Genomic DNA, 26266 nt, shown 5'->3' on the forward strand with positions numbered 1-26266 from the left:
TATGAGTAATTAACTGATAAGGGTGTAAAATGAACGCATGGCTATGGGCCGGAGTATTGATTATAGCAGCCTGGGCTGCTCACTGGGGTGCTGATAAACTGCTGCTGCCTCTAAAGTTGTTACGCAAGCAATGGGGGCTTACGGCCTCTGCCGGAGCTGCATTTTTAGCCATCGTTACCGCAAGTCCCGAAGTGGCCATAAACATTACCAGTGCAGCGCGGGGTGTTTCGGATATTGGCCTGGGCAATTTGCTGGGCTCCAATATTATTTCCATTCCTTTAATCACTACGATTGCTTATCTGGCATCCCGCAGGCAGTTTAAAAACTACCAACAGCATCAAAAACATTTGGAAGAGAATATCTTGGCGCTGAACAAACGCTCGGTGGTCGTGCTCTCGTTGCCGTACCTGGGTATTATTGCGCTGGTGGCCTTGCTGACCCTGCCCGAAGGCTGGCGCGGACTCCAACCGGTTGACGGCTGGATTATGTTAGGAGCATACGCCGCCTTTTTGGCTCATGCAATCATAAGGGGCCGCAAAGAAGGAGAAAAGGTAAGTTGGGATAAAAAGGACATTGTACTTTCTGCGGCCGGGGCAGCAGCCATTGCCATCGGTGCCTTTTTTATCGTTAAGGCAACGGAAAACATAGTTTTGGCACTGGGTATTTCGCAGATCATCGGGGGATTATTTATTACGGGAACGATGGTTACGCTTCCCGAAATTTTTAAAACCTGGAGTGTTGTAAAAGGCGGGGAAGTAACGGCTGGCACTACCAGTGTGATTGCCGATAATGCCATTACCATGAGCGTGGCTTTTTTTCCACTGGCTCTTGTAAATACCCCGGTGGAGGACTTTCAGCTATACTGGGTAAATCTGGCATTTGTCGGTCTTATGCCCCTGCTTTATTCGGTCTTCGTCCATCAAAGCAAATCGCAGCACGGTTTTAGCAGTTGGCAGATTCTTGTGTTTGACACTGCTTATATCTTGTACATTTTAACCATGCTGTTTGTAGTACTGGAGCTTTTTTAATCAGATTGAGCCGTTTCGGTATTCGAAGGTTCCGGTAACAGGCGCCGGTTAAACAATAATAGCAGAATGATAGAAGTGCTTATAAACACGTCTGCCATATTGAAAATATAGGGGAATACCGGATCGCCGCCGATGGAAAAGTTAAAGTACAGGAAGTCATTCACCCGCCCTTGAAGGATATGTCCGTAGCCTTCTATTTTGGCCATAATCAGCCGGTCTATGATATTTCCCAGTGCGCCCCCCAAAATCAGTCCCATACAGATAAGATACCCGGTGGTTGCCTGGCTCAAATTCCTTGCTACGTATATAAAAATACCGGCGACCGCCACCATGGAAATCAGGCTGACAGCCCAGGTGGGAAACCAGTCAATTCCCAGCGCCATGCCGGGGTTTTGGGTGTAGGCAAAGGCCAGCCATCCGGGAATGATCTCCAGGTTTTGCAGGGTCGGTGTGGTACGAACCAGTTGTTTGGTGAGCTGATCGATAAGGGCGGCCAGCAGGGCCGGGGCAAACAAGAACCACAATTTTTTACTGTTCATCAGGCTGATATTATAAAGACATTAAAGGGTGCATCAATTCATGAAACAACGACTGGATTGGTATGTTGTTTTGGATAATATATATTTATATATTTATATAAACATAACTAATCAACCTTTTTTATGCCTGCCACAACCGTTGAAACCGGCACCGAACTGAAATCGAAACTGTTCCGCGGCTTCTCCGACGGCTCCCGCCTTTCCATTTTGGAGATTCTGGTAGAGGGAGATGCCACCGTGGGTGAGATCGTGGAACAAACCGGCTTAAGTCAGCCGAATGTGTCCAGCCATCTGCGCTGCCTGAGCGAGTGCGGACTGGCCCTAAGCCGCAGGGACGGCCACCATATCTATTACCGGGCCAGCGATCCCCGCGTGCACAAAATCATACAGCTTGCTGAAGAATTGCTGGCCGACAGCGCCAAAGGTGTGTACGAGTGCACCCGGTACGGATAGCAGAGCCTCCCTATGTTACCTATTAAAACTTGCACAAAGAGCCCATGAAAAAAGAAAACGAACTGACTCCCCGAACAACTTCCAAACAGAAAGAAAAAGCCCGGTTCAGGGTTTCCAATATAGACTGCGAGCACGATGCGGCCCAGCTGCGGCGCCGGCTGGAAGAAACCGAGGGCCTGGCGGGGCTGGATATCCTTCCTAAGTCTGCCCGGGTCACTATTGATTACGATCCCGATTTTCTCACCCCGAAAGAGATCGAGAAACTGTTGGATGAGGCGGGATTTCCGGTGCAGAAAGACGGCATGATTGAAAAACCCAAGCCGTGGAAAAATCCCAAGGTGGTAACATCGGCCCTGTCCGGACTGCTGTTACTGGTTGGATGGCTGCTTGGCCTTGCGGGAATCCCGGAGACGGTGTCAATCAGCATCTACTGGGTAGCCATACTTACCGGCGGTTACTATTTTGGAAAGGAGGCCCTGCAGGATCTTTGGTTTGAGAAATCCATCGGCATTGAGCTGTTGATGAGTATTGCGGCAGTTGTTGCCGCAGTGATGGGCCAGCCCGCAGAGGGTGCCATGCTGGTGTTTCTATATTCCATCTCGGAGGCCGCTGAGGGCTATACCGAGGAGAAAACGCGTTCTGCGGTCAAAGCGCTTATGGACCTTGCCCCGAAAACCGCCCTCATTTTGCGCAACGGCCACGAAGAAGAAATACCTGTAGAAGAAGTTCAGGTTGGTGATCTTTTTCTGGTCAAGCCCGGTCAATCCATTCCCACCGACGGAGTTATTGTAGAAGGAGCCTCCAGCCTGAACGAAGCCCCGGTAACCGGAGAAAGTACGCCGGTGGATAAATCCGAAGAAAGCCAGGTGTTTGCCGGTACCATCAACGGCGAGGGGTTGTTAAAAGTAGAAGCTACCAAGACCACCGCCGACAACACCCTTGCACGGATTATTCAAATGGTGGAAGAGGCCCAGGAGCGGAAGGGCAAAAGCCAGCGGTTTATTGAACGCTTCGGCAGCCGGTACAGTCCGGCGGTGCTTGCCGCAGGAGTGCTGATCGCCATTATACCTCCGCTTTTGTTTAATGCAGGCTGGGAGACCTGGATCACACGGGCCACCGTTTTTATCGTGGCCGCCGCTCCCTGTGCGCTGGTTATTTCCATCCCCATTACGCTGGTGGCCACGCTTGGAACGGCCGCCCGGAACGGGGTGCTTATAAAAGGAGGAATGTATGCCGAAGAGATGAACAAGGTTAAAGTGGTGGCCCTCGACAAAACCGGAACGCTCACCTCGGGCAAGCCTAAAGTAACTGATGTGGTGGCATTTAACGGGGCGGGTGACGAAAGCCGAATTCTGAAGTTGGCTGCCGGGATCGAAAGCGGCAGCGAGCACCCGCTGGCTCAGGCCATTGTTACCTACGGGAAAGAAAATGAGATAACCCCCGCCCTGATAACCGGCTTCCAATCATTAACCGGAGCGGGAGCAAAAGCAACCATTGACGGACAGACCTGGTATATCGGCAGTCCCGGCCTGTTCCAGAGCCAATTGGGAGTAACCCTGGATGAGTACAAAGCGACGATAGGCCGCCTGCAGGAAGATGGAAAAACCGTCGTACTGGTCGGCCGTGAACAGTCGGTACTGGGATTAATCGCCATCCGCGATACCATTCGCCCCATGGCCAAAACCGTAATTCACGAGTTGCATCAAGCCGGCATCGAAAAAGTGGCCATGCTTACCGGCGATAATGAACGTACGGCCCGGGCCATTGCCGGAGAACTGGGCATCGAAGAGGTGTTTGCCGGGCTCAAGCCGGAAGACAAATCGAATATTATACGAGAACTCTCTGAGCGCTATGAACACATCATCATGGTAGGCGATGGCGTAAATGACGCCCCGGCGCTGGCCGAGGCCACCGTAGGTGTAGCCATGGGCGCCGCCGGAACCGATGTGGCGCTGGAAACGGCTGATGTGGTGCTGATGGCCGACGATCTGGAAAAACTGGTCTACGCCTTGAAACTGGCAAAACGGAATCAAAAAGTAATCAATCAAAACCTGGCTCTTTCTGTTGTCGTTATAGCCGGATTAATTGTCGGTGCTGTTACCGGGTACTTTACGCTCCCAATAGCAGTAATAGGGCATGAGGTCAGCGAGTTTCTGGTGATCGGAAACGGGCTGCGCATGCTGCGTTCCTGAAAAAAGCTAAACAAGGCTTTATAAAGCTATAGGAACTTTTATTATGGTTCAGGTATTCTTAACTTTGTGATTGTTTAAGCCAACCTCATAATGAACTTCTTCCGGTTGACGAAAGATTTTAAAAAATATCGTATCACGGCAACCGCACTGCTTATGGTGCTGGGCATCCATGTGGTTATGCCTGTGGCTGTTCTGGCAGCAGACTACTGCAACGCTGAATCAAATGCACCGGCTGACACCGGAATTTTGATTGAAGACTGTTGCGATCTAAAACGCAACAGTGCAGCAGACCGAGATCAGGATATTGTGGGTAACTGCACCTTCGAGCGGTTCTGTAATTCTCTGCCGGCCCATTCATTTGGAGAACACAAAAGCTTGCTGCCGTCAAAAAAACAAAGTAATCCTTTACCGGCGATATCCGGCTTTGTTCATACACTTTATTCTGTCGATAAGAACCGGGAAACGTTCAGCCACACTTCTTTAGATACTTTATTACTCTATCCCGGCCCGCCCGTCTTTTTGCTGAATAGCACCTTTCTGAAATAGCCGGCGTTTTGAACAAATCATGAGCCTTTTCCAGGGCTTGTAAGTGATTTTAAATAATCAGTAATCACAATATTCTACACAATACCGCTTTCACTAAATTATTTTTCATTCCTAATTTAAATACACGTGCTGGGCACCATCGGTAATATTCTTATCAACATCGCTTTTTTATCGGGCATTCTCTCCCTGATCGGCTATTTCCTATATTCAAATAAAGAGAATAAACGATTTCTAATCCTATCAAACTGGTTGTTCGGTCTCAAGGGACTACTGATTCTTGCTGCTTCCGGAATCCTGATCCACCTGATCCTGACACACCAGTTTAACTACTACTACGTTTATAATTATACCAGCAGTGATCTTCAGCTCAAATACCTGATCTCTGCTTATTGGGGCGGACAAGAAGGGAGCTTCATGCTATGGATTCTCTTCTCTGCACTTACGGGATTTGGCCTGATGAACTGGGTGCGCGAGCCCTACCGCGGGCCGGTACTGTTCTTTCTAACGCTCAATCAACTGTTTTTACTGTCGATGATTCTGGGCCTTGATTTTGGTGCCTTTAAAATCGGGGCATCTCCTTTTCGAACCCTGGCTGAGGCCATGCCCAATGCTCCGTTTATCCAGTCGAATCCCGATTTTGTACCAGCCGATGGTAAGGGGCTGAACGATTTGCTGAAAAGCCCGTGGATGATTATCCACCCGCCTGCACTGTTCCTCGGGTTCTCTCTGATGGCCGTACCTTACTGCTTTGCCATGGCAGCTCTCTGGAAACGCAAATATCACTCCTGGGTTAATGCGGCTCTTCCGTGGACGCTTGCGGCCAACCTCTCACTGTTCACCGCCATCTTTCTGGGTGGTTACTGGGCGTACGTTACTCTCTCGTTTGGCGGCTACTGGGCATGGGATCCGGTCGAAAATGCCTCTTTTATTCCCTGGTTGATCGGTACGGCCGGCATACATACCATGCTTATACAACGAAAAAGCTCCACTTCGCAGAAAGCCTCTATCATTCTAGCCATGCTGGCATACGTGGCGGTAGTCTATGAAACTTTTCTGACTCGATCAGGGATATTGGCCGATTCTTCCGTCCACAGTTTTGTGGATCTGGGATTGTACAATCAGTTGTTGCTATTTATGGTAGTCATTGTGGGTGTGGGCATCGGTATGCTGATTTATCGATATAAAGACCTGCCCTCCCAGCAAAATGAGTCCAGATTCCTCAGCAGGGAATTTATGACTTTTGCCGGGGCCATGGTACTATTCCTGATCGGGATGGTGATGGCTCTCGGTACCAGTTCTCCCATTATAGGGCGGCTGTTTGTGGAAAATCCTACGCCGCCGGAAATCAGTTTCTATAACGAGTGGACCACTCCGCTGGCTATTATTGCAGCCATATTGACTGTCATCGGTCAATACCTGTTCTGGGAACGCCACAGTGCAGAATCATTGGCTGAGGAACTTCTATGGCCCTTAGTCGGTGCCTCTATTGGCACCATTGCCACTATTGTGATTGGTAATGTCCGTGATTTATACTACATGATTTATCTGCTATCGGCCTGGTTTGCCCTGTTTGGTAACGGTTTTGTCATGTTCCGGCTAGCCCGCAGGAAGCCCCGCCTGATCGGTGGATCTCTGAGCCATATCGGTTTTGGGATCCTGCTGTTGGGATTCCTGGGCTCTTCAGCCTATCAGAGCAATCTGCTTGATATGCAAACGCGAAACTACAACGTCGCTGTCAAAGAGGGCGAAATCAGAGACAAGGAGGGTTTTACGGTTTCAGAGCCGATCACCCTTTTGGAGCTTAAACTCAATGAGCCGAAAGTAGTGAACGATAAATACCTGGTTACCTACCAGGGCTATACCCTTCGAAACCAGGATCGGCCCGGCCAGCAGGAATATAAGATCAAGTTCGAAAACATCAATCAAAATGGAAGCGGAAACGCCTTCTATCTATATCCGCAAGTGTATCCTATGTCATCGGCCGACAAAATTCAGTGGTCGGTAGATGTGGACGTAAAAGCCGGACTACTTAGCGATGTGTATTTATATGTGGCCGGCAGTTCATTTGTGGAAGGTAAAAATGAAGAGTACAAAAAGATGAAGAACCTTCGTAGCGGGAATAATATTCAGCCCGTCTCCCAAGAGGGCCTAGAAGCTGAGCAGGACACTGTACCTACCCAGAAAATTTCCCTTGCACGGGGAGACTCAGTTCGGATGGGGAATTATACCTTTATCTTTCAGGATTACAGCCCCGTAGATCAATCTCAACTTCCCGACAGCACCTCCATCGCTGTACGTGCTTTGGTGGATATCATGTATGATGCCAGCCAAACCCCGTACCGCACACAACCCTTATTCGTGCTTTATGCTAAGGATGGTAAAAACTGGGTGTATTCCCCGCCTGTTAAACTTGCTGAACATAATATTGAAGTTCAGTTTACCAGCATAGAGCCGGAAACGGGAAAAATTGAACTGACCATTGAGGGTATTAGCGAAAAACCGAAAGAAGAGTGGGTATTGTTGATGGCCGAAGAAAAACCGTTTGTATCGCTGGTATGGCTGGGCACCTTTGTGCTGATGGCCGGATTCAGCGTATCCATCCTCCGGCACTGGGATCGTGAACGGAAAAGACACCGATAGCAAGATGAAGAAGAGCGAGGGCTGAATTGATTACTCCTCCCTTGCACGAAACCCATCGCGGCAGGCACGGGTGACGCCAGCCTGCCGTTTATAACTATATACAGGTGACCCGATATATCGGGTCGTCTCAACTAAACCAATAAAACTATGATGGACTGGTCAACTTTTTGCGGAGGCGGTATGCTGATGATGATTGCGTGGTTAACACTGATTGTTCTGGGCATTGTAGCCCTGGTCAAATGGATATCGGGAACAAAAGGCGAGGACTCAAAACCTGATTCAGCGCTTGAAATATTGCGCAAACGATATGCCAGCGGAGAAATAACCAAGGAAGAATTTGAAGAACGCAAACAGAATCTTAACCAATAACAAAACGAGGAAAAGTTATGGACATGGATAACAATGATGATGGGCGGTGGCAGTCAGAACGGGAAGGACTGAGTAGAAAATAAAATTTCTGTTTTAAATAGTTATTTAATCCATAACAAAAGAGGAATATCATGAAACACATAAAACAGTTCTTGCCATTCACTCTTGTTCTTCTCCTGGTGGCAGGTATATCGGCCTGTTCCCAGGAAAAGCAACCCAACGCAGAAACAAAGCATTCATCGGCTGCCAAAACAGTCAGCGTAACCATGTACAAAAACCCAAACTGTCAATGCTGTTCTAAATGGGCAACATACTTGGAAAACAATGGGTTCTCAGTTGAAGAAATACCGACAGATACTCTTGCTTCCGTCAAGAAGCAGAAAGGCGTCCCTGATCAATTAGGGGCCTGTCATACGGCGGTGATCGACGGGTATGTAGTAGAAGGTCACGTACCGGTAGAGGCGATCAACAAAGTGCTAAAGGAACGCCCTGAGGCCAAAGGCATTGCCGTACCTGGCATGCCGGCTCAATCCCCCGGGATGGCGGAAGTTCCCGGACCGGTTGATGTATATTTCTTCAACGGACCAGACCAAGTGGCCTATTTTGACAAGTTCTGACTAATTAAAGATGATTACCTGTTTTAACTCCTTTTACCCCTAATATGCGATGACATCTAAAAATAAACTTAAATACCTGTTTATTCTGGGAGTGTTGATTGCCGCCGGTTTCGCCCTGGCGGATTCTCTGGGCTTTTTTAACCCGAAGCCCTACACGGCGGTAAACCACGGCTCGCATAATCACTACGTGCCGGACAACCGGGATTCCGGTGTTGGTATCAACCGATTTCCCATGGAGGAACCCGGACCCGGAGAGATGATTACCCCGACGGGGCAAATCGTAAAGACAGCCGAATGGGAACAGCAGCAAAAGACGGCCGCCGAAAGCTCTGAAAAGGGGAAGGCAACCGGTGATAATATTCGAACCATTGATATCACCGGTACCGACCAGATGAAGTTTGTTGTTGAAGAGGAAGGAGAAGGGCTTGCTACGGGAAGTTCTATCAAAACCTTCAACGGTAAATCCTACTTGATGCTGAATCAGATACAGGCCAAGCCTGGGGAACTACTCAAGATTCGCCTGAGAACGCTTAGTCAGCTCAAACCCCAGATGATGGCACATAACTGGGTACTGCTGGACCAAGGCGTTAATGCCCAGGCGTTTGTCAATGCGGCCAGCCGGGAAAACGACTACATCCCCTCCACCAGAGAAAAAGACATTATCGCTAATACCGGAATGGCTGCCGAGGGAGAAACTGTAGAAATTTCTTTTACCGTCCCTGATGAACCCGGCCGGTATGAATTCCTGTGTTCATTTATGGCCCACTTTGCCGCCGGAATGCGGGGACAATTAATCGTTCAATCATGAATAAATAAATAAACAGATATTATGAAGTACTTAATACTTTCAGGATTATTAATTTTTATTGCCGCTTGTGGAGCTAAACAAGGCGAGTCTCAACAGACCGAGACTAAGCGCGTTGAGCGGCTCGATCCGGCTTCCGCTCCCCTGTATGCTGCCCAAAAACTGGCACAAGCCACCGATTTTGAAGTGACACTTTTAAGCGGTGAAACCTTTCGGCTTTCCGGCCAAAAAGGGAAAGTCGTCTTGATGAACATCTGGGCTACCTGGTGCCCGCCCTGCCGCGAGGAAACCCCCGAATTAGAGGAGCTATACCGAAAATATAAAAATGAGGGATATGTCACGCTCGGGGTCTCCATCGATGAGCAGGGTGAATCGGTAGTGCGCCCGTTTATGGAAGAGTTCGATGTCACGTATCCGATGTACATCGACACCGACGGTACCGTCATGGACAAGTACGGCCCTACCATGGGCATCCCCACCACCTATATTATCGGCCGGAAAGGCAACATGCGGTACTTTACGGTAGGTGCGGTTACAAAAAAAGAGCTGGAACCGAGGATTAAAGAATTGCTGGCAGAAGAAAGCTAAGTGTCAACTATTGAAATCTTTCAACGCCCTATGAAAATACACCAATTCATTATTGTTTCACTGGCTGCCCTGCTTTTATCCGGATTAGGGATTATAGTTACAGCCCAACCGACGGGCAGCACCGGAAAATTGGCCACCGAGGTCCGGCTTTCTCAAAATGTGGTTCCGGCCGGAGATTCCGTTGCCGCCGCTGTGGTGATGAACATTGATGAGGGCTGGCACGTTAATGCTCACCAGCCCACCCTCGATTACCTGATCGGTACGGAGTTAACCATCGATGAGCAAGCCGGTTTCAGGGTTTCAGGAATTCAATATCCAGAATCAGAGGAATTTAACTTTGCTTTCGCCGGGGAACCGCTGGATGTGTATCAGGGCGGTGCTCCCATATTTTTCACACTGGCAACAGCCCCCGCCCTGGCCCCCGGCTCCTATACCCTTACCGGCAGCCTGCGCGTGCAGGCCTGCGATGACAAATCCTGCCTGGCGCCTTCCACGCTGGATATATCCATTCCTGTGGAAGTTGTGGCGGCTAAAACGGCCTTCAAAACGATCAATCAGGGACTGTTTACCGAATATTCTGGCAGAGAAGGGTGGGACTCCCCGGCTTCCCTGACCGACAATTCCATCGCCTCGATGTTCAGCGAACGGGGCACGATTCTGGCTTTTCTGGGGATATTCCTGATCGGACTGGCGCTCAACCTCACCCCCTGCGTCTATCCCATGCTGTCGGTCACAGTCTCTTTGTTCGGCGGGCAGGCGGAAAAAGAAACCCGTACCCGGAAGACGTTTATGATGGCCTCGATCTACGTGCTTGGGATCGTCAGCATGTACAGCGTGCTGGGCGTGGCGGCCGCCTACACCGGCAGCCTGTTCGGTAATTGGCTTCAGAGTTCAGCGGTTCTGGCAGGAGTCGGTATTATCCTATTGGCCATGGCGCTGAGCATGTTCGGACTGTACGAGCTGCAACCCCCGCAATGGCTGATGCAAAAACTGGGCAGCGCCGGGGGCAGCGTAGGCCCGGCCGGCCATTTTCTGTCCGGGGTGATGGTGGGCATTTTTGCCGCCCCCTGTATCGGTCCGCCGGTCATTGCGCTGCTGACCTTCGTGGGCGCCCAAGGCGATCCGCTGTTTGGTTTCTTTACCTTTTTTGTGATGGCCCTCGGGCTTGGGCTTCCGTATCTCATCCTCGGCACCTTCAGCAGCCTGCTTTCCAAGCTGCCGCGATCCGGCCAGTGGATGGTATGGGTGAAAAAAGTGTTTGGCGTGGTACTGGTCGGTGCTGCTCTGTTCTTTCTGGCACTGGCCTGGTTTCCGAAATATGTGCTGTACACCCTGCCGCCAACGCTGATCCTGGGTGGGATCTACCTCGGCTTTATAGAATCATCGGGCCGCAACCGGAAGATTTTTTCGCGCGTGAAGCGGGTGGTGGGTGTTGCCGGTATGATAGGCGGACTGCTTATCATTGTAAACCTGACAAAATCTACCGTTCAGTGGGAGTCCTATCATCCCGACAAACTGGAGGCAGCCGTTTCAAAAGGAACGCCGGTGGTGCTGGATTTCACGGCCGACTGGTGCGTGCCCTGCCTGGAACTGGATCGCATTACTTTCACCAATCCGGATGTGATTGCGGCATTGCAGCCATACCGGACAATAAAAGTGGATCTCACCGATTACGGATCGCCCGAAGCCGAAGCGCTCCGCAAACAGTTCGATGTGGCCGGGGTGCCGACGATTATTTTTCTGGACGATGAGGGAAATGAAATTGAGGAGGCCCGCATTACCGGGTTCGTAGATGCTGAGGAATTTTTGAAGCGAATGCCTGAATAAAGGATTGAAAATTAGACAAGAAACAAACACAGAAAATTAAATACAAAGCCGTCATGAAACGTAAAGAATTCCTTAGACTTGCAAGTATCGGAACCGGAATAGCAACACTTTCACCGGCCCTGCTGGCCTGTAGCCCGGAGGGGAAAAACAGCATCATCTTTCCGGAGGATGCCTTTAGCCGTCCACTGGCATTTCCGGAAGAGATTCGTGCCACCGATTTTGAGCTGGCTGCTGAAACCGCCCGGAGAACACTGGCCGGAGATACCGCCTCGGATGTCTATACCCTGAACGGCTCGCTGCCCAGCCCTACCATCCGTGTGAAGAGGGGTGAAAGCCTGGCTATCGACTATCAGAACCGCATCGACCAGGAAAGTATCATTCACTGGCACGGGCTGATCGTCCCGCCCGAGATGGACGGCCACCCCAAAGACGCCGTGCAACCCGGACAAACCTACAACTACCGGTTCGATGCGGATCAGCGGGCAGGCACCTACTGGTACCATCCGCATCCCGACAAGCTGACCGGACCGCAGGTTTACCGGGGACTGGGCGGTTTTTTCATCATTGAAGACGAAGAAGAGCAGTCGTTCAATTTACCGTCCGGTGATTACGAACTACCTTTAATCGTTCAGGATAAACGCATCAGCGACCGGGGCCGCATAACCTATAACCTGAACAGGATGGACCGGATGATGGGCTTCTTTGGTAATTCCCTGCTAGTGAACGGCATACAGGCACCCTACCACGAAGTAAGCAATCGCTTTTACCGGCTCCGCCTGCTGAACGGCTCCAACGCCCGCATTCTGGATTTTTCCTTCAGCGACAACAGCTCATTTTATGTGATCGGCAGCGACGGAGGACTTCTCGGCCGCCCGTATGAAATATCGTCTATCACCTTGGCGCCGGGCGAACGGGCCGACCTGCTGGTGGACTTCAGCGGCTATAACGTGGGAGAGAAGGTTCAGATGACCGCCGAACCCCGAAACGGTATGGGCGGGATGATGAACGGAGACGGCGGTGGCATGATGGACGGGAGAGGGATGATGAGAGGCTCCGAAAACAGGAGGGGGATGCGTGGAATGATGGGCAGAGACAGACGTAATTCTGAAAATGGCGGAGCCTTCCTCGAATTTCGTATCACCAAAGAGGAAGATGATTCCTTTCGTTTGCCGCAAATACTTACAGAGCTATCATTTCCCAACGAAGATGACGCCGGCCGTACCCGCCGCATCGAACTGACTATGAAGATGATGCAGGGGGCGGCTATCGATGGTAAGTTTTTCGAGATGCTGCGGGTGGATCAAAAAGTTCAGCAAGGCGCACTGGAGGTCTGGGAGTTCAACAACCGCACGATGATGGCGATGCCGCATCCCATGCACCTGCATGCCACCCAGTTTAAGGTACTGGAGCGCAGCGGCGGCAGCCTGGCCCCGCACGAGCGCGGCTGGAAAGATACCGTCCGCGTGGATGCCGGAGAAACCGTGCGGGTGCTTACCAAATTTGATGCTGAAAAAGGGCTCTACGTTTTTCACTGCCACAATCTGGAGCATGAAGACAACGGAATGATGGCCAATTTTGAGATTATATAAAGCCATGCTCGTTTTAACTGTTGATCAATGTTTCATATACAAATACAAAAAGTTCTGCATCCTGCTGGCGGTATTTTTTGGGGGTTTAACCGTCCCGCTTTGGGCACAGCAGGCACAACTTTCTGATAAGACACAGGTAAGCCTTATCACCGCCTCGCCGGGCAATGAACTCTATACAATTTTCGGCCATACAGCGCTTCGGATTTCCGACCCGGTCAACAACATTAACCGCACCTACAACTACGGCACCTTCGATTTTGATACAGACGGATTCTACTGGAAGTTTGCCCTTGGCAACCTGCAATATTTCCTTTCGGTAAACCAGTTTGAAAATGCAAAAGAGGGTTATCTGAAGGCCGGTCGCGCCATCACCGAACAGAAGCTCAACCTGAGCCCGCAGCAAACCCAACAGCTGTTCCGCTATTTAGAAAACAATGCAAAACCCGAAAACCGGTACTATTCTTATGAGTTCTTTTATGACAACTGCACCACGCGGGTCTATGATGCCCTCAACACAGTCATCGGTGATTCGCTCCGGTTTCAAAAACCACTAAATCCAGCAAAGAATAGTTTTCGGCAGTTTATTAATCCCTACCTGAAATCCGTTTCCTGGGTAAAATTTGGGATTAACTTGCTGTTGGGTACTCCCGCCGACCGCAACCCACCCGAGTCGGAAACGCTGTTCTTACCCGACCTGTTAAAAGAGGGATTTTCACACGCCCGGATTCAGCAAGCTGATACAAGTCTTGCCTTGGTTTCAGAGCAGAGATTTTATGCCCCTCAGAAACGGTCTGTCATTAGTCCTGCGAGTGTAAGCCCCACTTTAAGCTTTTGGTTTTTGCTGATTACAAGCCTGCTTGCCGGGTTTTTCTATAGAACTAATCACACATTCTGGTTTTGGTTCGACCGTCTGTTATTCGGGATAATTGGGTTGATTGGAGTGTTGATCATTTTTTTGTGGTTTTTTTCTTCGTATCCCTCAACCAAATGGAATTGGAATATAGTGTGGTCTGCCCCGGCTTTGTCGGCCTTTATATTTTCTTTTATGGGCAGAAAACGACTTTCAGAAAATTATAAAGTGTTTTTGGTACTATATGCAGCTATTCTTCTGCTCTTTCTCCTAAGCTGGTCATTTATTCCTCAACAGATCCCCTCTGCAATTTTGCCTCTTCTTTTTTTGTTGGGATTTCGGAGTATTAAAAAGCAATCCGAATCAGTAAATCAGGAAATGGTCAATGTGTTATAGCTTGCCAATCTTTCACTTATTTAGAATTTTGGAAACGAAAGATAACTGCCCCGAACCCATATATTTATGTCAAAATTACCAAATATGAGTTTCAAAGATTTTAGTGGTAATTTAGAATTGAATTGGGAAAATTTATACAGGCGACCGGCCCTATGTATGAATATTACTTGTACACATTAATCAACGAATATTATTTCAATGAAGATGACTATTCATGAAAAAAGATTGCAGAGCAGAGATATACAACCGACCGCTATGCGCATGCGGATTCTTCTTTTCATGGCTGAAACTAAGTCGGTAATAAGCCTATCAGATCTTGAAGAAAAGTTTACCCATGCAGATCGGACAACGCTTTATCGTACCTTAAAAACATTCTTAGAACATGGTTTGGTGCATCAAATAAACGATGCAAGTGGGATAACTAAATATGCCCTTTGTTCTGAAAACTGTACCTGTTCGTACCCGGATGATGTGCACGTTCATTTTTATTGTTTATCCTGTGAACAAACATTTTGTTTTCCACATCTTGGCATTCCTAACTACGATCTGCCCGAAAATTTTACTCCATCCAACGGCAATTTTGTGATAACCGGGAGTTGTCCTTCCTGTTCTTCCTGATCTTTGCAATTGAGTTGCATTACAAATAATCCTTATTATCTGCATTCTACTTAATCACAATATTTCCCCTTAAAGAATTGTATTTTTTCAGAGCATACATACGTAATCTGAATGTTGCGACAATCGCATCTTTTCTTTTTTCATGGGCAGGGTTTTTCTTTTTTCTACCCTTAAGTGTTTCTGTATTAGCAAGTACTCATGATGTTTCCTCTACCTACAACTTAGATAAAGGCTGTTTTGAAATTGTATTACAACATTCAGAAGAGACTAATTCTGAGTACAAAACAGTTGAAAAAAAGCACCATCAATTTCAAAATCAGTGCTGCTATGATGATGCACTGTTAAGAAATGAGTGCCCGGACTGTAAGTTTATGTTTCCAATCATTCCTTATTTGTTTGGGAACTATGGTGACCCTGTTGTTCAAATTACGTTACCTGTATATCTAAAAGACAACTTATCCCCTCCAATAACTCTTAAAGTTATTAAAGTCACACAACTTCTGATTTAATACCTGCCTTTCTCTATTTAGCAGAAACAAATTCTGCCCCATCCATTTTTTTCAACGAGCTGTTTAACCTCTGGTCATTCTGTGGTTTCAGCCAAAGTATTTGAAAAAGATCGGCATCAAAGACTAATCTATATTCACTCAGCTGTAAACATGATCAACAAAATTATTGCCTTTTCGATTAAGAACAAGTTTATCATCGGCTTGTTTATCCTGTCTCTAATAGGAGTAGGATTATATTCTATGATGACCATTAATCTAGGTTCGGTTCCTGATATTACAAATAATCAGGTACAGGTGATTACGGTATCGGAAAATCTATCTACCGAAGACATTGAACAATTTGTAACCTATCCCGTGGAGCTTGCCATGGGTAACCTGCCAGGAGTAACTGAAATCCGTTCGGTATCCCGATTCGGGTTATCCGTGGTTACCATCGTTTTCGAAGATGATATGGGTACCTATTTACCCCGGCAACTGGTACAGGAAAAACTCAGTGAACTGGGCGAAACGATCCCCGAGAATTTTGGAAGTCCATCCATGGGGCCCATTTCAAGTGGATTAGGCCAAATTTACGAGTACTCCATTCAGGTGGACCCTGCATATGAAGATCAATATACGCCTGATGAATTGCGCACAATACAAGATTGGATTATTAAGCGCCAAATGGTGCTCCTGGAAGGGGTTATAGAGGTCAACTCCTTCGGTGGAGGCATCAAACAATATGAAGTAGCCATAAGTCCTGATAAACTAAATGCAATGGGAGTTAGTATTTCAGAAGTATATGAGGCAATGTCCAGGAATAATGTAAATACCGGCGGGGCCTATATCGAGAAAAACAAGATGGCTAATTTTATTCGTGGCGAAGGATTGATACGCAGCCTTGAAGATATAGAAAACATTGTAGTCAAGAACGAAAACGGACTACCCATCCTAATCAGAGATGTAGCAGAAGAGGTTACCTTTGGAACTCAAATTCGTTATGGAGCTTTTACTCAGGATGGTGAGGAAGCAGTAGGTGGCATTATTATGATGCTGAAAGGCTCAAACCCGAATGCAACCATTCAAAACGTTCAGGATAGAATTGCTGAAATTCAAAAGTCACTGCCTGAAGGTTTAAAGATTGAGCCTTTCCTTGATCGAAGTGCTCTTATTGAACGAACCACCAGTACAGTTACCACAAACCTGGTGGAAGGTGCATTGATTGTAGTTTTCGTTTTGGTAATACTCTTAGGAAGTTTACGCGGAGGGTTAATAACCGCCTCACTTATTCCGCTTTCCCTTCTTTTTGCTTTTATAATGATGAAGGCCACCGGGGTGTGGGCCAATCTAATGAGCCTTGGAGCCATCGACTTCGGTATTATTGTTGATGGAGCCGTAATTATAGTGGAAGGCACGGTTCATGAAATTGAAAAAAGGGTGAAATCCGGAAAACGTGCTTTTAGTAAAACACAGATGAATGAAATTGCCTACAAGGCAAGCAGCACCATGATGAATGCTGCCTTCTTTGGACAGTTGATCATCCTTATTGTATTTGCCCCTATCCTGTTTCTGGAAGGAGTAGAAGGTAAGATGTTCCGTCCTATGGCATTCACCTTTGGGTTTGCTGTATTAGGTGCTATTATTTTATGTCTTACCTATGTACCAATGGTCTCGGCACTGTTTATGAAACCCTCACAAAATAGAAAGGGATGGTTTGCCCGGTTCGAGCGAGGCCTCGATCGGATCAGCAACAAACTTATATCCTTTATTCAGAAGGGCTACGATCCGGTTATCCAATGGTCGTTAAAGCGAAAACCTGTTGTGATTGTAGCTGCCATACTGCTTTTTGGCGGTGCGATGTTCACCTTTTCGAGAATGGGAGGTGAATTTATTCCACAACTGGATGAGGGAGATATTGCCATGCAAGCCCTATTCCGTCCGGGCAGTGGATTATCAGAGGCGATCGATCAATCCAAGAAAATTGAGACGACACTGCTGGAAGAATTTCCAGAGATAGAAACAGTAACAGCTCGAATTGGGGTAGCTGATATTCCCACTGATCCTATGCCCATGGACATTGCCGACATGTACATCATTCTGGACAAGAATAAAGAAAACTGGATCTCTGCCGAATCTAAAGAGGAGCTGATAGAAAAAATAAAGAGTAAACTCGATCAGACCATGATAGGTGTGAATTTCGTTTTTACCCAGCCGGTAGAGCTTAGGTTTAACGAACTTTTGGAAGGTGTACGAGAAGATATCGCCGTAAAGCTATACGGAGACGACATAGATGTATTGGCGGAGAAAGTTCAGGAAATGGCTCAAATTATTCAAACTATTCCAGGGGTGGGTGATGTGAGTCCCGAACGTACGGCTGGACTACCTCAAATGACCGTTAGGTATGACCGGCAAAAAGTGGCTCAATATGGACTGGATATCACGAAGCTCAATCAATACGTAAGTTCAGCTTTTGCCGGAGGTGTTGCTGGAGTTGTATTCGAAGGCGAAAGACGATTTGATCTTGTGATCCGCTTTGATGAAGCTCATCGTACTGGCATTGAGGATATTCGCAATCTGTATGTAGATCTGGAAAACGGTGCACAGGTGCCGGTTAAAGAAGTGGCGGATATCAGTTATCAGCCGGGGCCTATGCAGATCTCGCGAGATAACACCTTTCGCAGGAGCTATGTTGGTGTGAATACACGCGGGCGGGATGTGGAATCGGTGGTTTTGGATATTCAAGAAAAACTGGAGGCCGAATTGAATCTGCCGCCGGGTTATTACATTACTTATGGGGGTGAATTTGAGAATCTGCAACGGGCCAAGAACCGATTGGCTATTGTAGTGCCTATAGCCCTGTTTCTTATCTTTGTGCTACTGTACTTCGCACTAAAATCGTTCTCACAGTCGGTAATGATCTATCTGGCTATTCCCCTGGCTTCTATTGGAGGTGTCTTCTTCCTGGCTTTACGTGGAATGGACTTCAGTATTTCTGCCGGAGTTGGTTTCATTGTATTGTTCGGAGTGGCTGTGCTAAACGGCCTTGTGCTCGTCAGCCGGTTTAATTCATTAAAAATCGAAGGTGTTATGGATTTACAAGAACGAATTTTGACAGGTACCAAAGAGCGACTTCGCCCCATTTTATTGACCGCTACGGCGGCTATTATGGGTTTTCTTCCGATGGCGTTTTCAACAACAGCCGGTGCTGAAGTACAGCGGCCGCTGGCCACTGTTGTAATCGGCGGGTTGATTAGCGCCACGCTGCTTACGTTGGTCGTGCTGCCCATCCTTTATGCGTACATAGAAAAGCGTAAAATGAGAAAACACAAGCCGGGTAGTACTTCTATGGCCTCCGTTGTGTTGCTGATTATTGGTGGAAGCCTGCTGCTTTCTCCCGATTCTGTACAGGCTCAGGAACAGGTGCTGAATGATACCCTCCCGCAAATTGCTCTGGATCAGGCCGTTCAAAAAGCGATAGCAAATTATCCTTCTCTTGAGGCAGCCAGGCTTGGAATTGACAACAGGAAGGCTCTTCAAAAAACAGCCTGGGACTTTGGCGATACGAACCTCTTTACCGGAGGTGAAGAGTTCGGCAACGGTTCGGACGGTGTTACTACAAAATTTGGCATTCAGCAGCAGTTTGATCTGTTCGGTGTTTTACCAAGGCTAAATCATCGGAATGAACAAACAGAACTTGCCAGGCTGAACTATGAATTGTCTGAGTTAGAGCTCAGGCTCCGGGTAAAGCAGGACTGGTCAACGGTTTTCATCGCTAAACAACAATATGAGATCTATAATCGCCTGAACCAGCAATTCAGGGATATTGCTAGGGCTGCGGAAATAAAATTTGAAACGGAGGAAATTTCCCGGCTGGGATATCTTAATATCATGAATCAGGCCAACCAAATTACCATACAAACAGAACAAGCCTTCCGCGATTATGGGGCTGCTGTTCGAGCTTTTAACAAATGGTTTGAGGGGGACTCGTTATACACGGTTCAAAGTGTTTCAGCCGAACAGCTTGTTCAACCTTTACAGGTAGATTCTACATTCGACCATCCGCTGATTGCTTTATATCAACAAAAAATTGACGTGGCGGAAGCATCGATTAAAGAACAAAGAAGTCAGTTTTTACCAAGTTTTCAAGCCAGTTATGGCTGGCAGGAAATAGCTGGGCAAGGTGGCTTTAATTCCTATGAGATCGGGATCAGACTTCCGGTATTCTTCTGGTCTAAGGCCGGGAAAACTCAATCCGCCCGGATTGAACGAAATATTGCCCGTCAAAACCTAGACCAGGCTCAGAGAGAATTCAACAGTACCTATAACAGTATCCGGGAAAATTATCAGAAATGGTTGCGCTCGTGGGAATATTATCGACAGGAAGCACTCCCTCTTGCCAAAGAACAACAGCAAGGTGCCATCACCTCTTATGAAGAAGGAGCCATAGACTATGTGGCTTTCTTTCAAAGCATCAGAGATGCCATTCGCATTGAAATCGACTCATGGAATGCATTTGGCAATTATCTGAATAGCCATTTCCAATTAGAATACTACCTCAACAAAACTCAATAACAGATTTTAAATCAACAAAAAAATGAATAAATCTAATTTATATATAATTTTATTGGCTGTCCTTGCATCTGTTTTTACAGCCTGCGGCGAGATCAATAGCGATGAAAAAGAACAAGAAGCAACAGAACTTGCCGGTGTGGCTGAGGCAGAAGAAAACATGGTTCATCTGTCGGAACTGAAGTTCAACAGCCTTGGAATGAAACTGGATACTTTGTCCCTGCGCTTTCTCTCAGAGAGCGTAGAAGCAAATGGTCAGCTGGAAGTTCCCCCGCAGCATGAGGCAAGCGTAACTGCGGTTTTGGGAGGTAATATTGGTTCCATAGAAGTTATTGAGGGAGATCAGGTGTCAAAAAATCAGACTATTGCCTTCCTTTCCCATCCTAATTTAACCAAAGTCCAAACTGAATACGTACGGTTGTATCAGCGCATGTTGTATTTAGATCATGAATTTAAGCGACAAGCAAGGTTATATGATGAAAAGGTAGGCTCCGGCCAAACTTACCAACAAACTAAAGCCGAATACGAATCAGTTAAGGCGGAGGTCAAAGGTTATGAGGCTCAACTGAATCAGCTTAACCTGGACGTTGAACAAATACAAGACGGAGATATTTATTCATCGGTGCCGGTAGTAAGCCCTATTGATGGTTACATTGAAAAGGTTCTGGTTCAAATCGGTCAGTATGTAGATCCCCAAACAACCATGTTCGAAATTGTGGATAACGAACATGTTCATGCCGATTTGATGGTCTTTGAAAAAGATGTGCACAAAGTTAAAAGGGGCCAATCCATCTCTTTTACTGTACAGTCAGTACCGGATCAAATACTTACAGCTACCATTTACTCTGTAGGCAAACAATTCGAACAAAATCCTAGGGCAGTGCATGTGCACGCCGAAATTGATCAGAAGGCAAGTTTCCTGATTCCCGGGATGTATATCAACGGCACGATTCACACTTCAGAGACTAAAGCCTTTGCTTTGCCTGAGAATGCCATTGTTGAGGACGAGGGTAAAACCTACCTATTCACCGCAGAACAACAAGAGGAAAACGGAAATACCGAATGGTCTTTCACTCCGGTAGAAATTATGACCGGCATTGAGGAAGATGGTTGGGTTGAAGTGAAGTTGTTAGAACCATTGCCGGATGGAGCACGAGTAGCTTGGAACAATGCCTATTACCTGATCTCTGAAATGAAGAAAAGCCAGACTTCCGACGATGATTAACAAAAACTTTCCGGCAAAGCCATATTCATGTTTTTATGGCTTTGCCGGGGTTAATGCATAACACATAATATTATGAAAGAAATAAAAGCCTTTATAAAACCAAACAGAGTAGAAAATGTAGTTGCAGCACTCCAAGAAGCAGGACATGAAAGTGTTACGCTTTCCAAAGGAAAAGGTACCGGAGCATACAAACAGAAAGATGCGTCCCCATCGCTGGATTTTCACTTTACGGACAGTCCAGTCGTAAAATTAGAGCTGGTATGTCAATGCAAAGAATCCGATAACGTTGTTCAACTTATCTGCGCCAATGCCAAAACACCGGAACGCGGTGACGGCATCATTTACGTTACAGATATTCAAAAAGCGTTTAGGATTAAAACCTGTGAGCCTTTTGAGGGGTAAGGAACAGGTGATTCTTTGTCACAGTTAAGTTGAAGATGAAAATAATCCCATATATTCAACCATGAAAAAATCCACATTTAATATTCCACAAATGGACTGCTCAGCCGAAGAGCAAATGATTCGAATGAGGTTGGAAGAGTTTGAAGATATTAAATCTCTAAACTTTGATATCCCGAATCGTACATTAGAAGTGTATCACGAAAATAGGCTTAATGAGATTGAGAAAGCCCTTGACTCCCTGAGTTTGGGTTCTAAATTGAATTCAACAAAAGAGGCTCAAATGTCGCCTTTCGCTTCTGATGAGCAGCAACAAAAGAACATTCTATGGTGGGTTTTAGGGATCAACTTTCTCTTCTTTATCATTGAAATGACAGCCGGATGGATTATCAATTCTATGGGGCTGATTGCAGACTCACTAGATATGCTGGCAGATTCATCCGTATATGCGCTCAGCCTTTTTGCTGTTGGAGCAGCGGTAGCAAGAAAAAAGAAAGTAGCAAAAATTAGCGGCTATCTTCAGATGGGTCTGGCATCACTGGGATTTCTTGAAGTACTGCGGAGGTTTCTTGGAGTGGGTGAAATGCCCGACTTTCATTGGATGATCATTATTGCTTCAACGGCTCTTGTTGCAAATGTTTTTACCTTATGGCTTATCAATAAAGCGAAAAGCAAAGAAGCACACATGCAGGCAAGCACAATTTTTACCTCCAATGATATTATTGTAAATGGTGGTGTAATTTTGGCCGGAATTCTTGTTTATGCACTGGATAGCAGGTGGCCGGATCTGCTCATCGGAGCTATTGTGTTTAGTTTTGTCATGAGAGGAGCAGTAAGAATTTTGAAACTCTCGAAATAAAAGATTATGAGACTAAATTAACGACAAAAGACGATGAAAAACCATCTTTTATCTTTTCGATCAATTTCGGCGTTCTCACGACAGGACTTCTGGAAATGAGCGGAGTATATTAGTATGAATTCGATTAACAGATATCAGTCACTTATTATAGCGCTGGCAGTCATTGCAGGTTTGCTGGCTGGGCAGGTGGAAACAGTGGCATCGGTTGCCGGATATGTGATCGTCCCTTTTTTAATGCTCATGCTATTTGGGCTATTTCTTAACATCCCGATCAACGATCTGCTGAAGAGCTTTTCCAATTTAAAATTCTTTTCAGCAAACCTGGCCATCAATTTTCTCTGGACACCCTTTTTTGCCTGGGTACTGGGCTACCTGTTTCTTCAGGATCACCTAAGCCTTTGGATAGGTTTTGTCATGTTGATGATAACCCCCCCTGTACGGATTGGTACCTGATTTTTACCGGTATTGCAAAAGGAAATACGACGCTTAGTGCCTCTGTGCTTCCTCTGAACCTGATTTTACAGGTGATTTTATTACCCGTGTTTTTACTACTCTTTTTTGGTGCATCCGGTTCGGTGAACCCGGCATTTCTGTTTGAAAGTATCGGCCTTGTGTTGATCGTACCCTTTGTTGCAGCGCAAGTCACAAAATATCTGCTCCACAGGTTCAAGCAATCCGTATTTCTTGAAACCAAGCTGCTGCCTTTTTTTTAGCTATCTCAGGTACTATTTCTTGGGTTAGCGATCATGGCTATGTTTGCATCTCAGGGTGATTACCTTCTTCAAAACATCAAAACTGTTCTTATTCTGCTGATCCCCCTAATGATATTTTTCGCCATAAATTTCCTGGTGAGTCGCTTTACAAGTTATCTGCTCCATTTTGATTATGAAGATTCGGTCAGCTTAAACCTTACCACACTTGCAAGAAATTCACCCATTGCATTGGCGATAGCTCTTACAGCTTTTCCCGACAGTCCCCTGGTAGCACTGGCTTTAATCGTTGGGCCTTTGATAGAATTACCGGTGCTGGCTTTGATATCTCAATTATTACTGAAAATCAGAGATAGCAGAGTTTCGGAAATCACAAAATCATGAAAAATTCTTATTGACAAAAAATAAACCCCAACCAACATGTCACACGATCATTCACACGAACACGAGCATGGAAACATCAAACTCGCCTTTTTTCTCAATTTTGGATTCACCATTCTTGAATTTTTTGGAGGTATGTATGTAAACAGTGTGGCCATTATCTCCGATGCCCTGCACGATTTGGGAGATAGTCTATCCTTAGGACTCTCCTGGTTTTTGGATCATAAATCTAAAGAAGGAGCAAATTCATCCTTCACCTTTGGTTATACCCGGTTCTCGCTGCTTGGTGCTTTGATTAACAGCTTGGTACTGATCGCTGGATCTGTCTTTGTGATCAATGAAGCGGTTGCCAGAATTTTATCGCCGGAACATACCGATGCTCAGGGAATGCTTCTTTTTGCCATCGTGGGGGTGGCAGTGAATGGGTACGCTGCATGGAAGGTGAGTCATGGCAAAACCCTTAATGAACGAGTTATTTCCTGGCACCTGTTGGAAGATGTATTGGGTTGGGCCGCCGTTCTTGTAGTGTCTATTGTATTACTTTTCAAAGACATTCATTATTTAGATCCTGCACTGTCTCTCTTTATTACTGCCTATGTACTTTGGAATGTGGTAAAACGATTGAAGGAAACCCTACACATTTTCTTACAGGGAACTCCGGATGATATAAGCATTGATGAACTGCGAGAAAAATTCCTCGAGCAAGATATAGTGGCCGATACCAATCACCTGCACTTATGGTCGCTGGATGGAGAAAAGCATGTGTTTACTGCTCACCTCATTCTTAAAAATGTAGAAAGCTATTCAGACATTCTGGAAGCCAAAAAGAAAATTCGTGATATTCTTAAACCTTACAACTTCAGCCACAGCACGATTGAAGTGGAGCTGGATGAGGGAACTTCATCTTTGATTGAGTGAAACGGTTATTGATACTCTTTTAAACCGCACAGCAGCTCAATTTCTTCACGTCTTTGTCGAAAGTGAGAGCCGCAAGTTTAATTCCTTCAGAAAGGGTCAGATAGGGATGAAATTCTGACTTGAGCGACTGAATGGTTACCCCATGCCTCATAGCCAGAGCCAGTTCCATCAATAGTTCCGAGCCCTCCGGTGCCAAAATGCGAGCTCCAATCAAGTGGTCATTATCTTTGTTTCGGATTAACTTGATAAAACCACGTGTATCTCTCGCAGCAATGGATCGGGGTACATTATCCAGCGTAAGTTTAGTTGCTTGATAGTTAAGTCCCGCTTCTTCCGCTTGCTGTTCGTCCATACCCACTCCGGCCACCTGTGGATCAGTGAAAATAACCCATGGTAAGACTGAAAAATCGGCTTTTCCATGACTATCTCTCATCGCATTTTCAGCAGCGATTTTTCCTTCATAAGCAGCCGTATATACAAACTGCCGTTCGCCAAGTACATCGCCGGCGGCAAAGATGTTGGATGTATTGGTTCGCATGGTTTCATCCACTGGAATATAGCCGCGACCTTCGGTGTCAATCCCTGCGGATTCAAGATTCAGGTTCCCTGTATTTCCCTGCCTGCCGGTAGCGACCAATATCTGATCAGCTTCAAGTTTTTTTTCCTCTCCATTTACCGTAAAACGGATGCTTCTATTTTTATCTGTTTTCGTTACTTCCAGAATGTCTGTATTCGTCAAAATGGTTAATCCTTCCTCTTCCAAATATCCCGTTAAGGCTGTTGCAAGCTCTTCGGGTTGATCACTTAACACATGTTCTGATCGCTGTAGTACCGTCACTTTGCTTCCCAGTCGACTAAAGAGTTGTGCATTTTCAAGAGCAATATATCCGCCACCCAAAATGATGAGATCTTCCGGGAGCTGCTCAAGTTCATAGGCCGATTCATTGGTCAGATATCCCGCTTCTTTGAGTCCGGGTATTTCAGGAATAAACGGGGAAGCTCCTGTGGCAATTAAAATGTTCTCGGCGGTGTAGGTTGAATTATTTACCTGAACCTGATTTGTTTGAATTAACTTTCCGTACCCTTCAATAAGGGTGATGCTTGGATCATCCTTTATCACATTCACATACTTCTCCTGCCGCAGGTCCAGAACCATCTCCCGTTTTTGCTCAATCACTTTTTTGAAATCACTAATGGTTGCCGTGGTTTCAATCCCTTCAAATCTCGGATGGGAAGCATTGTGAAAGGCTTCTGCTGTTCGGATCAGTGTTTTGGAAGGCACGCACCCCACATTTACACAGGTTCCACCGGTTGGCAGACCTTTATTGATAATCAGTGCGGTTCCTCCCAATTCACTGGTTCGGATAGCCGCAGCAAAAGCAGCCGAACCGCCCCCGATAATAATCAACGAGTAACGGTGTTCACCAGACTGCTCTTTTCCGGTTTCGCCAACTACCTGATACTTACCCGTCTCATTTACGGCTTCAATCACTGAAGCTTTATCAAGGGTGGATTCATCAAATGATACCGTAGCCGTTCCGTTGGGGTAGCTTACATCCGCCTTCTGTATTCCGTTTAGTTTGGATAGATTATTTTCAATAGACACGGCGCAATGATCACACGTCATGCCCGCTATGTCCAGTTCCAGTTCTTTCATCCT

At 46.5% G+C, this 26266-nt stretch carries 20 protein-coding genes and 1 pseudogene; 19 read left to right on the forward strand and 2 right to left on the reverse strand.

The window, feature by feature from the left end; translation table 11 throughout:
* Positions 1-29: 29 nt before the first annotated feature.
* On the forward strand, positions 30-1028 hold the full coding sequence (locus B151_RS0112340; RefSeq protein ID WP_020403954.1) for a sodium:calcium antiporter: 999 nt from the start codon (positions 30-32) through the stop codon (positions 1026-1028).
* Here B151_RS0112340 and B151_RS0112345 read toward each other — a convergent pair.
* Positions 1025-1567, reverse strand: a complete 543-nt coding sequence (locus B151_RS0112345) for a signal peptidase II (protein WP_020403955.1) — start codon at positions 1565-1567, stop codon at positions 1025-1027. The two genes, B151_RS0112340 and B151_RS0112345, sit on opposite strands and share 4 nt — an antisense overlap.
* A 123-nt stretch (positions 1568-1690) precedes the next feature.
* Between B151_RS0112345 and B151_RS0112350 the strand changes: the two genes are divergently transcribed.
* The 18 genes and pseudogenes from B151_RS0112350 (at position 1691) to B151_RS0112450 (ending at position 24606) form a co-directional block, all read left to right on the forward strand.
* Positions 1691-2020: an ArsR/SmtB family transcription factor gene (locus B151_RS0112350; protein ID WP_020403956.1), complete on the forward strand. Its 330-nt coding sequence runs from the start codon at positions 1691-1693 to the stop codon at positions 2018-2020.
* A 44-nt stretch (positions 2021-2064) separates the two neighbouring features.
* Positions 2065-4212 (forward strand): heavy metal translocating P-type ATPase, encoded by a 2148-nt coding sequence (locus B151_RS0112355; protein ID WP_020403957.1) that lies wholly within the window; start codon positions 2065-2067, stop codon positions 4210-4212.
* A 105-nt stretch (positions 4213-4317) separates the two neighbouring features.
* Positions 4318-4758, forward strand: a complete 441-nt coding sequence (locus tag B151_RS0112360) for a hypothetical protein (protein ID WP_157470981.1) — start codon at positions 4318-4320, stop codon at positions 4756-4758.
* 126 nt (positions 4759-4884) lie between these two features.
* Positions 4885-7398, forward strand: coding sequence for a heme lyase CcmF/NrfE family subunit (locus tag B151_RS0112365; protein ID WP_020403959.1), 2514 nt, complete (start codon positions 4885-4887; stop codon positions 7396-7398).
* Positions 7399-7545: 147 nt separating this feature from the next.
* Positions 7546-7767 (forward strand): SHOCT domain-containing protein, encoded by a 222-nt coding sequence (locus B151_RS0112370; RefSeq protein ID WP_026166649.1) that lies wholly within the window; start codon positions 7546-7548, stop codon positions 7765-7767.
* 131 nt (positions 7768-7898) lie between these two features.
* Positions 7899-8384 carry a DUF411 domain-containing protein gene (locus tag B151_RS18690; RefSeq protein ID WP_020403961.1) on the forward strand — a complete coding sequence of 162 codons (486 nt, stop codon included), beginning with the start codon at positions 7899-7901 and terminating at the stop codon, positions 8382-8384.
* 49 nt (positions 8385-8433) lie between these two features.
* Complete coding sequence (locus tag B151_RS19645) at positions 8434-9192, forward strand: plastocyanin/azurin family copper-binding protein (RefSeq protein WP_020403962.1); 759 nt, start codon at positions 8434-8436, stop codon at positions 9190-9192.
* A 21-nt stretch (positions 9193-9213) separates the two neighbouring features.
* A complete protein-coding gene (locus B151_RS18700) occupies positions 9214-9777 on the forward strand; it encodes a TlpA disulfide reductase family protein (RefSeq protein WP_020403963.1) in 564 nt (187 codons plus the stop codon).
* 30 nt (positions 9778-9807) lie between these two features.
* Positions 9808-11604, forward strand: coding sequence for a protein-disulfide reductase DsbD family protein (locus B151_RS19650; RefSeq protein ID WP_051069751.1), 1797 nt, complete (start codon positions 9808-9810; stop codon positions 11602-11604).
* 53 nt (positions 11605-11657) lie between these two features.
* Positions 11658-13193, forward strand: a complete 1536-nt coding sequence (locus tag B151_RS0112395) for a multicopper oxidase family protein (RefSeq protein ID WP_020403965.1) — start codon at positions 11658-11660, stop codon at positions 13191-13193.
* On the forward strand, positions 13180-14439 hold the full coding sequence (locus tag B151_RS0112400) for an Lnb N-terminal periplasmic domain-containing protein (RefSeq protein WP_020403966.1): 1260 nt from the start codon (positions 13180-13182) through the stop codon (positions 14437-14439). The genes B151_RS0112395 and B151_RS0112400 overlap by 14 nt, the downstream gene beginning before the upstream one ends.
* Positions 14440-14694: 255 nt before the next feature.
* Positions 14695-15057, forward strand: coding sequence for a Fur family transcriptional regulator (locus B151_RS20450; protein WP_342665930.1), 363 nt, complete (start codon positions 14695-14697; stop codon positions 15055-15057).
* 659 nt (positions 15058-15716) lie between these two features.
* Positions 15717-20117 (forward strand): CusA/CzcA family heavy metal efflux RND transporter, encoded by a 4401-nt coding sequence (locus B151_RS0112415; protein ID WP_026166651.1) that lies wholly within the window; start codon positions 15717-15719, stop codon positions 20115-20117.
* A 22-nt stretch (positions 20118-20139) separates the two neighbouring features.
* On the forward strand, positions 20140-21339 hold the full coding sequence (locus B151_RS0112420; protein ID WP_020403970.1) for an efflux RND transporter periplasmic adaptor subunit: 1200 nt from the start codon (positions 20140-20142) through the stop codon (positions 21337-21339).
* A 72-nt stretch (positions 21340-21411) separates the two neighbouring features.
* Complete coding sequence (locus B151_RS0112425) at positions 21412-21741, forward strand: P-II family nitrogen regulator (protein ID WP_020403971.1); 330 nt, start codon at positions 21412-21414, stop codon at positions 21739-21741.
* A 61-nt stretch (positions 21742-21802) separates the two neighbouring features.
* Positions 21803-22597, forward strand: a complete 795-nt coding sequence (locus tag B151_RS0112430; RefSeq protein ID WP_020403972.1) for a cation efflux transmembrane domain-containing protein — start codon at positions 21803-21805, stop codon at positions 22595-22597.
* A gap of 114 nt (positions 22598-22711) precedes the next feature.
* A pseudogene (locus B151_RS20455) lies at positions 22712-23691 on the forward strand (arsenic resistance protein).
* 36 nt (positions 23692-23727) lie between these two features.
* Positions 23728-24606, forward strand: coding sequence for a cation diffusion facilitator family transporter (locus B151_RS0112450; RefSeq protein WP_020403975.1), 879 nt, complete (start codon positions 23728-23730; stop codon positions 24604-24606).
* Between the two features lie 19 nt (positions 24607-24625).
* Here B151_RS0112450 and merA read toward each other — a convergent pair whose 3' ends face one another.
* Complete coding sequence (gene merA / locus B151_RS0112455; protein ID WP_020403976.1) at positions 24626-26263, reverse strand: mercury(II) reductase; 1638 nt, start codon at positions 26261-26263, stop codon at positions 24626-24628.
* Between the last annotated feature and the right edge of the window lie 3 nt (positions 26264-26266).

The organism is Gracilimonas tropica DSM 19535, assembly GCF_000375425.1.
GTDB classification, from domain to species: domain Bacteria; phylum Bacteroidota; class Rhodothermia; order Balneolales; family Balneolaceae; genus Gracilimonas; species Gracilimonas tropica.

What these genes read in the sequence shown, in the direction of transcription:
- B151_RS0112340 (WP_020403954.1), top strand. Translation starts at nt 30, where the DNA reads ATGAACGCATGGCTATGGGCCGGAGTATTGATTATAGCAGCCTGGGCT.
- B151_RS0112345 (WP_020403955.1), bottom strand. Translation starts at nt 1,567, where the DNA reads ATGAACAGTAAAAAATTGTGGTTCTTGTTTGCCCCGGCCCTGCTGGCC.
- B151_RS0112350 (WP_020403956.1), top strand. Translation starts at nt 1,691, where the DNA reads ATGCCTGCCACAACCGTTGAAACCGGCACCGAACTGAAATCGAAACTG.
- B151_RS0112355 (WP_020403957.1), top strand. Translation starts at nt 2,065, where the DNA reads ATGAAAAAAGAAAACGAACTGACTCCCCGAACAACTTCCAAACAGAAA.
- B151_RS0112370 (WP_026166649.1), top strand. Translation starts at nt 7,546, where the DNA reads ATGATGGACTGGTCAACTTTTTGCGGAGGCGGTATGCTGATGATGATT.
- B151_RS18690 (WP_020403961.1), top strand. Translation starts at nt 7,899, where the DNA reads ATGAAACACATAAAACAGTTCTTGCCATTCACTCTTGTTCTTCTCCTG.
- B151_RS19645 (WP_020403962.1), top strand. Translation starts at nt 8,434, where the DNA reads ATGACATCTAAAAATAAACTTAAATACCTGTTTATTCTGGGAGTGTTG.
- B151_RS18700 (WP_020403963.1), top strand. Translation starts at nt 9,214, where the DNA reads ATGAAGTACTTAATACTTTCAGGATTATTAATTTTTATTGCCGCTTGT.
- B151_RS19650 (WP_051069751.1), top strand. Translation starts at nt 9,808, where the DNA reads ATGAAAATACACCAATTCATTATTGTTTCACTGGCTGCCCTGCTTTTA.
- B151_RS0112395 (WP_020403965.1), top strand. Translation starts at nt 11,658, where the DNA reads ATGAAACGTAAAGAATTCCTTAGACTTGCAAGTATCGGAACCGGAATA.
- B151_RS20450 (WP_342665930.1), top strand. Translation starts at nt 14,695, where the DNA reads ATGCGCATGCGGATTCTTCTTTTCATGGCTGAAACTAAGTCGGTAATA.
- B151_RS0112415 (WP_026166651.1), top strand. Translation starts at nt 15,717, where the DNA reads ATGATCAACAAAATTATTGCCTTTTCGATTAAGAACAAGTTTATCATC.
- B151_RS0112420 (WP_020403970.1), top strand. Translation starts at nt 20,140, where the DNA reads ATGAATAAATCTAATTTATATATAATTTTATTGGCTGTCCTTGCATCT.
- B151_RS0112425 (WP_020403971.1), top strand. Translation starts at nt 21,412, where the DNA reads ATGAAAGAAATAAAAGCCTTTATAAAACCAAACAGAGTAGAAAATGTA.
- B151_RS0112430 (WP_020403972.1), top strand. Translation starts at nt 21,803, where the DNA reads ATGAAAAAATCCACATTTAATATTCCACAAATGGACTGCTCAGCCGAA.
- B151_RS0112450 (WP_020403975.1), top strand. Translation starts at nt 23,728, where the DNA reads ATGTCACACGATCATTCACACGAACACGAGCATGGAAACATCAAACTC.
- merA (WP_020403976.1), bottom strand. Translation starts at nt 26,263, where the DNA reads ATGAAAGAACTGGAACTGGACATAGCGGGCATGACGTGTGATCATTGC.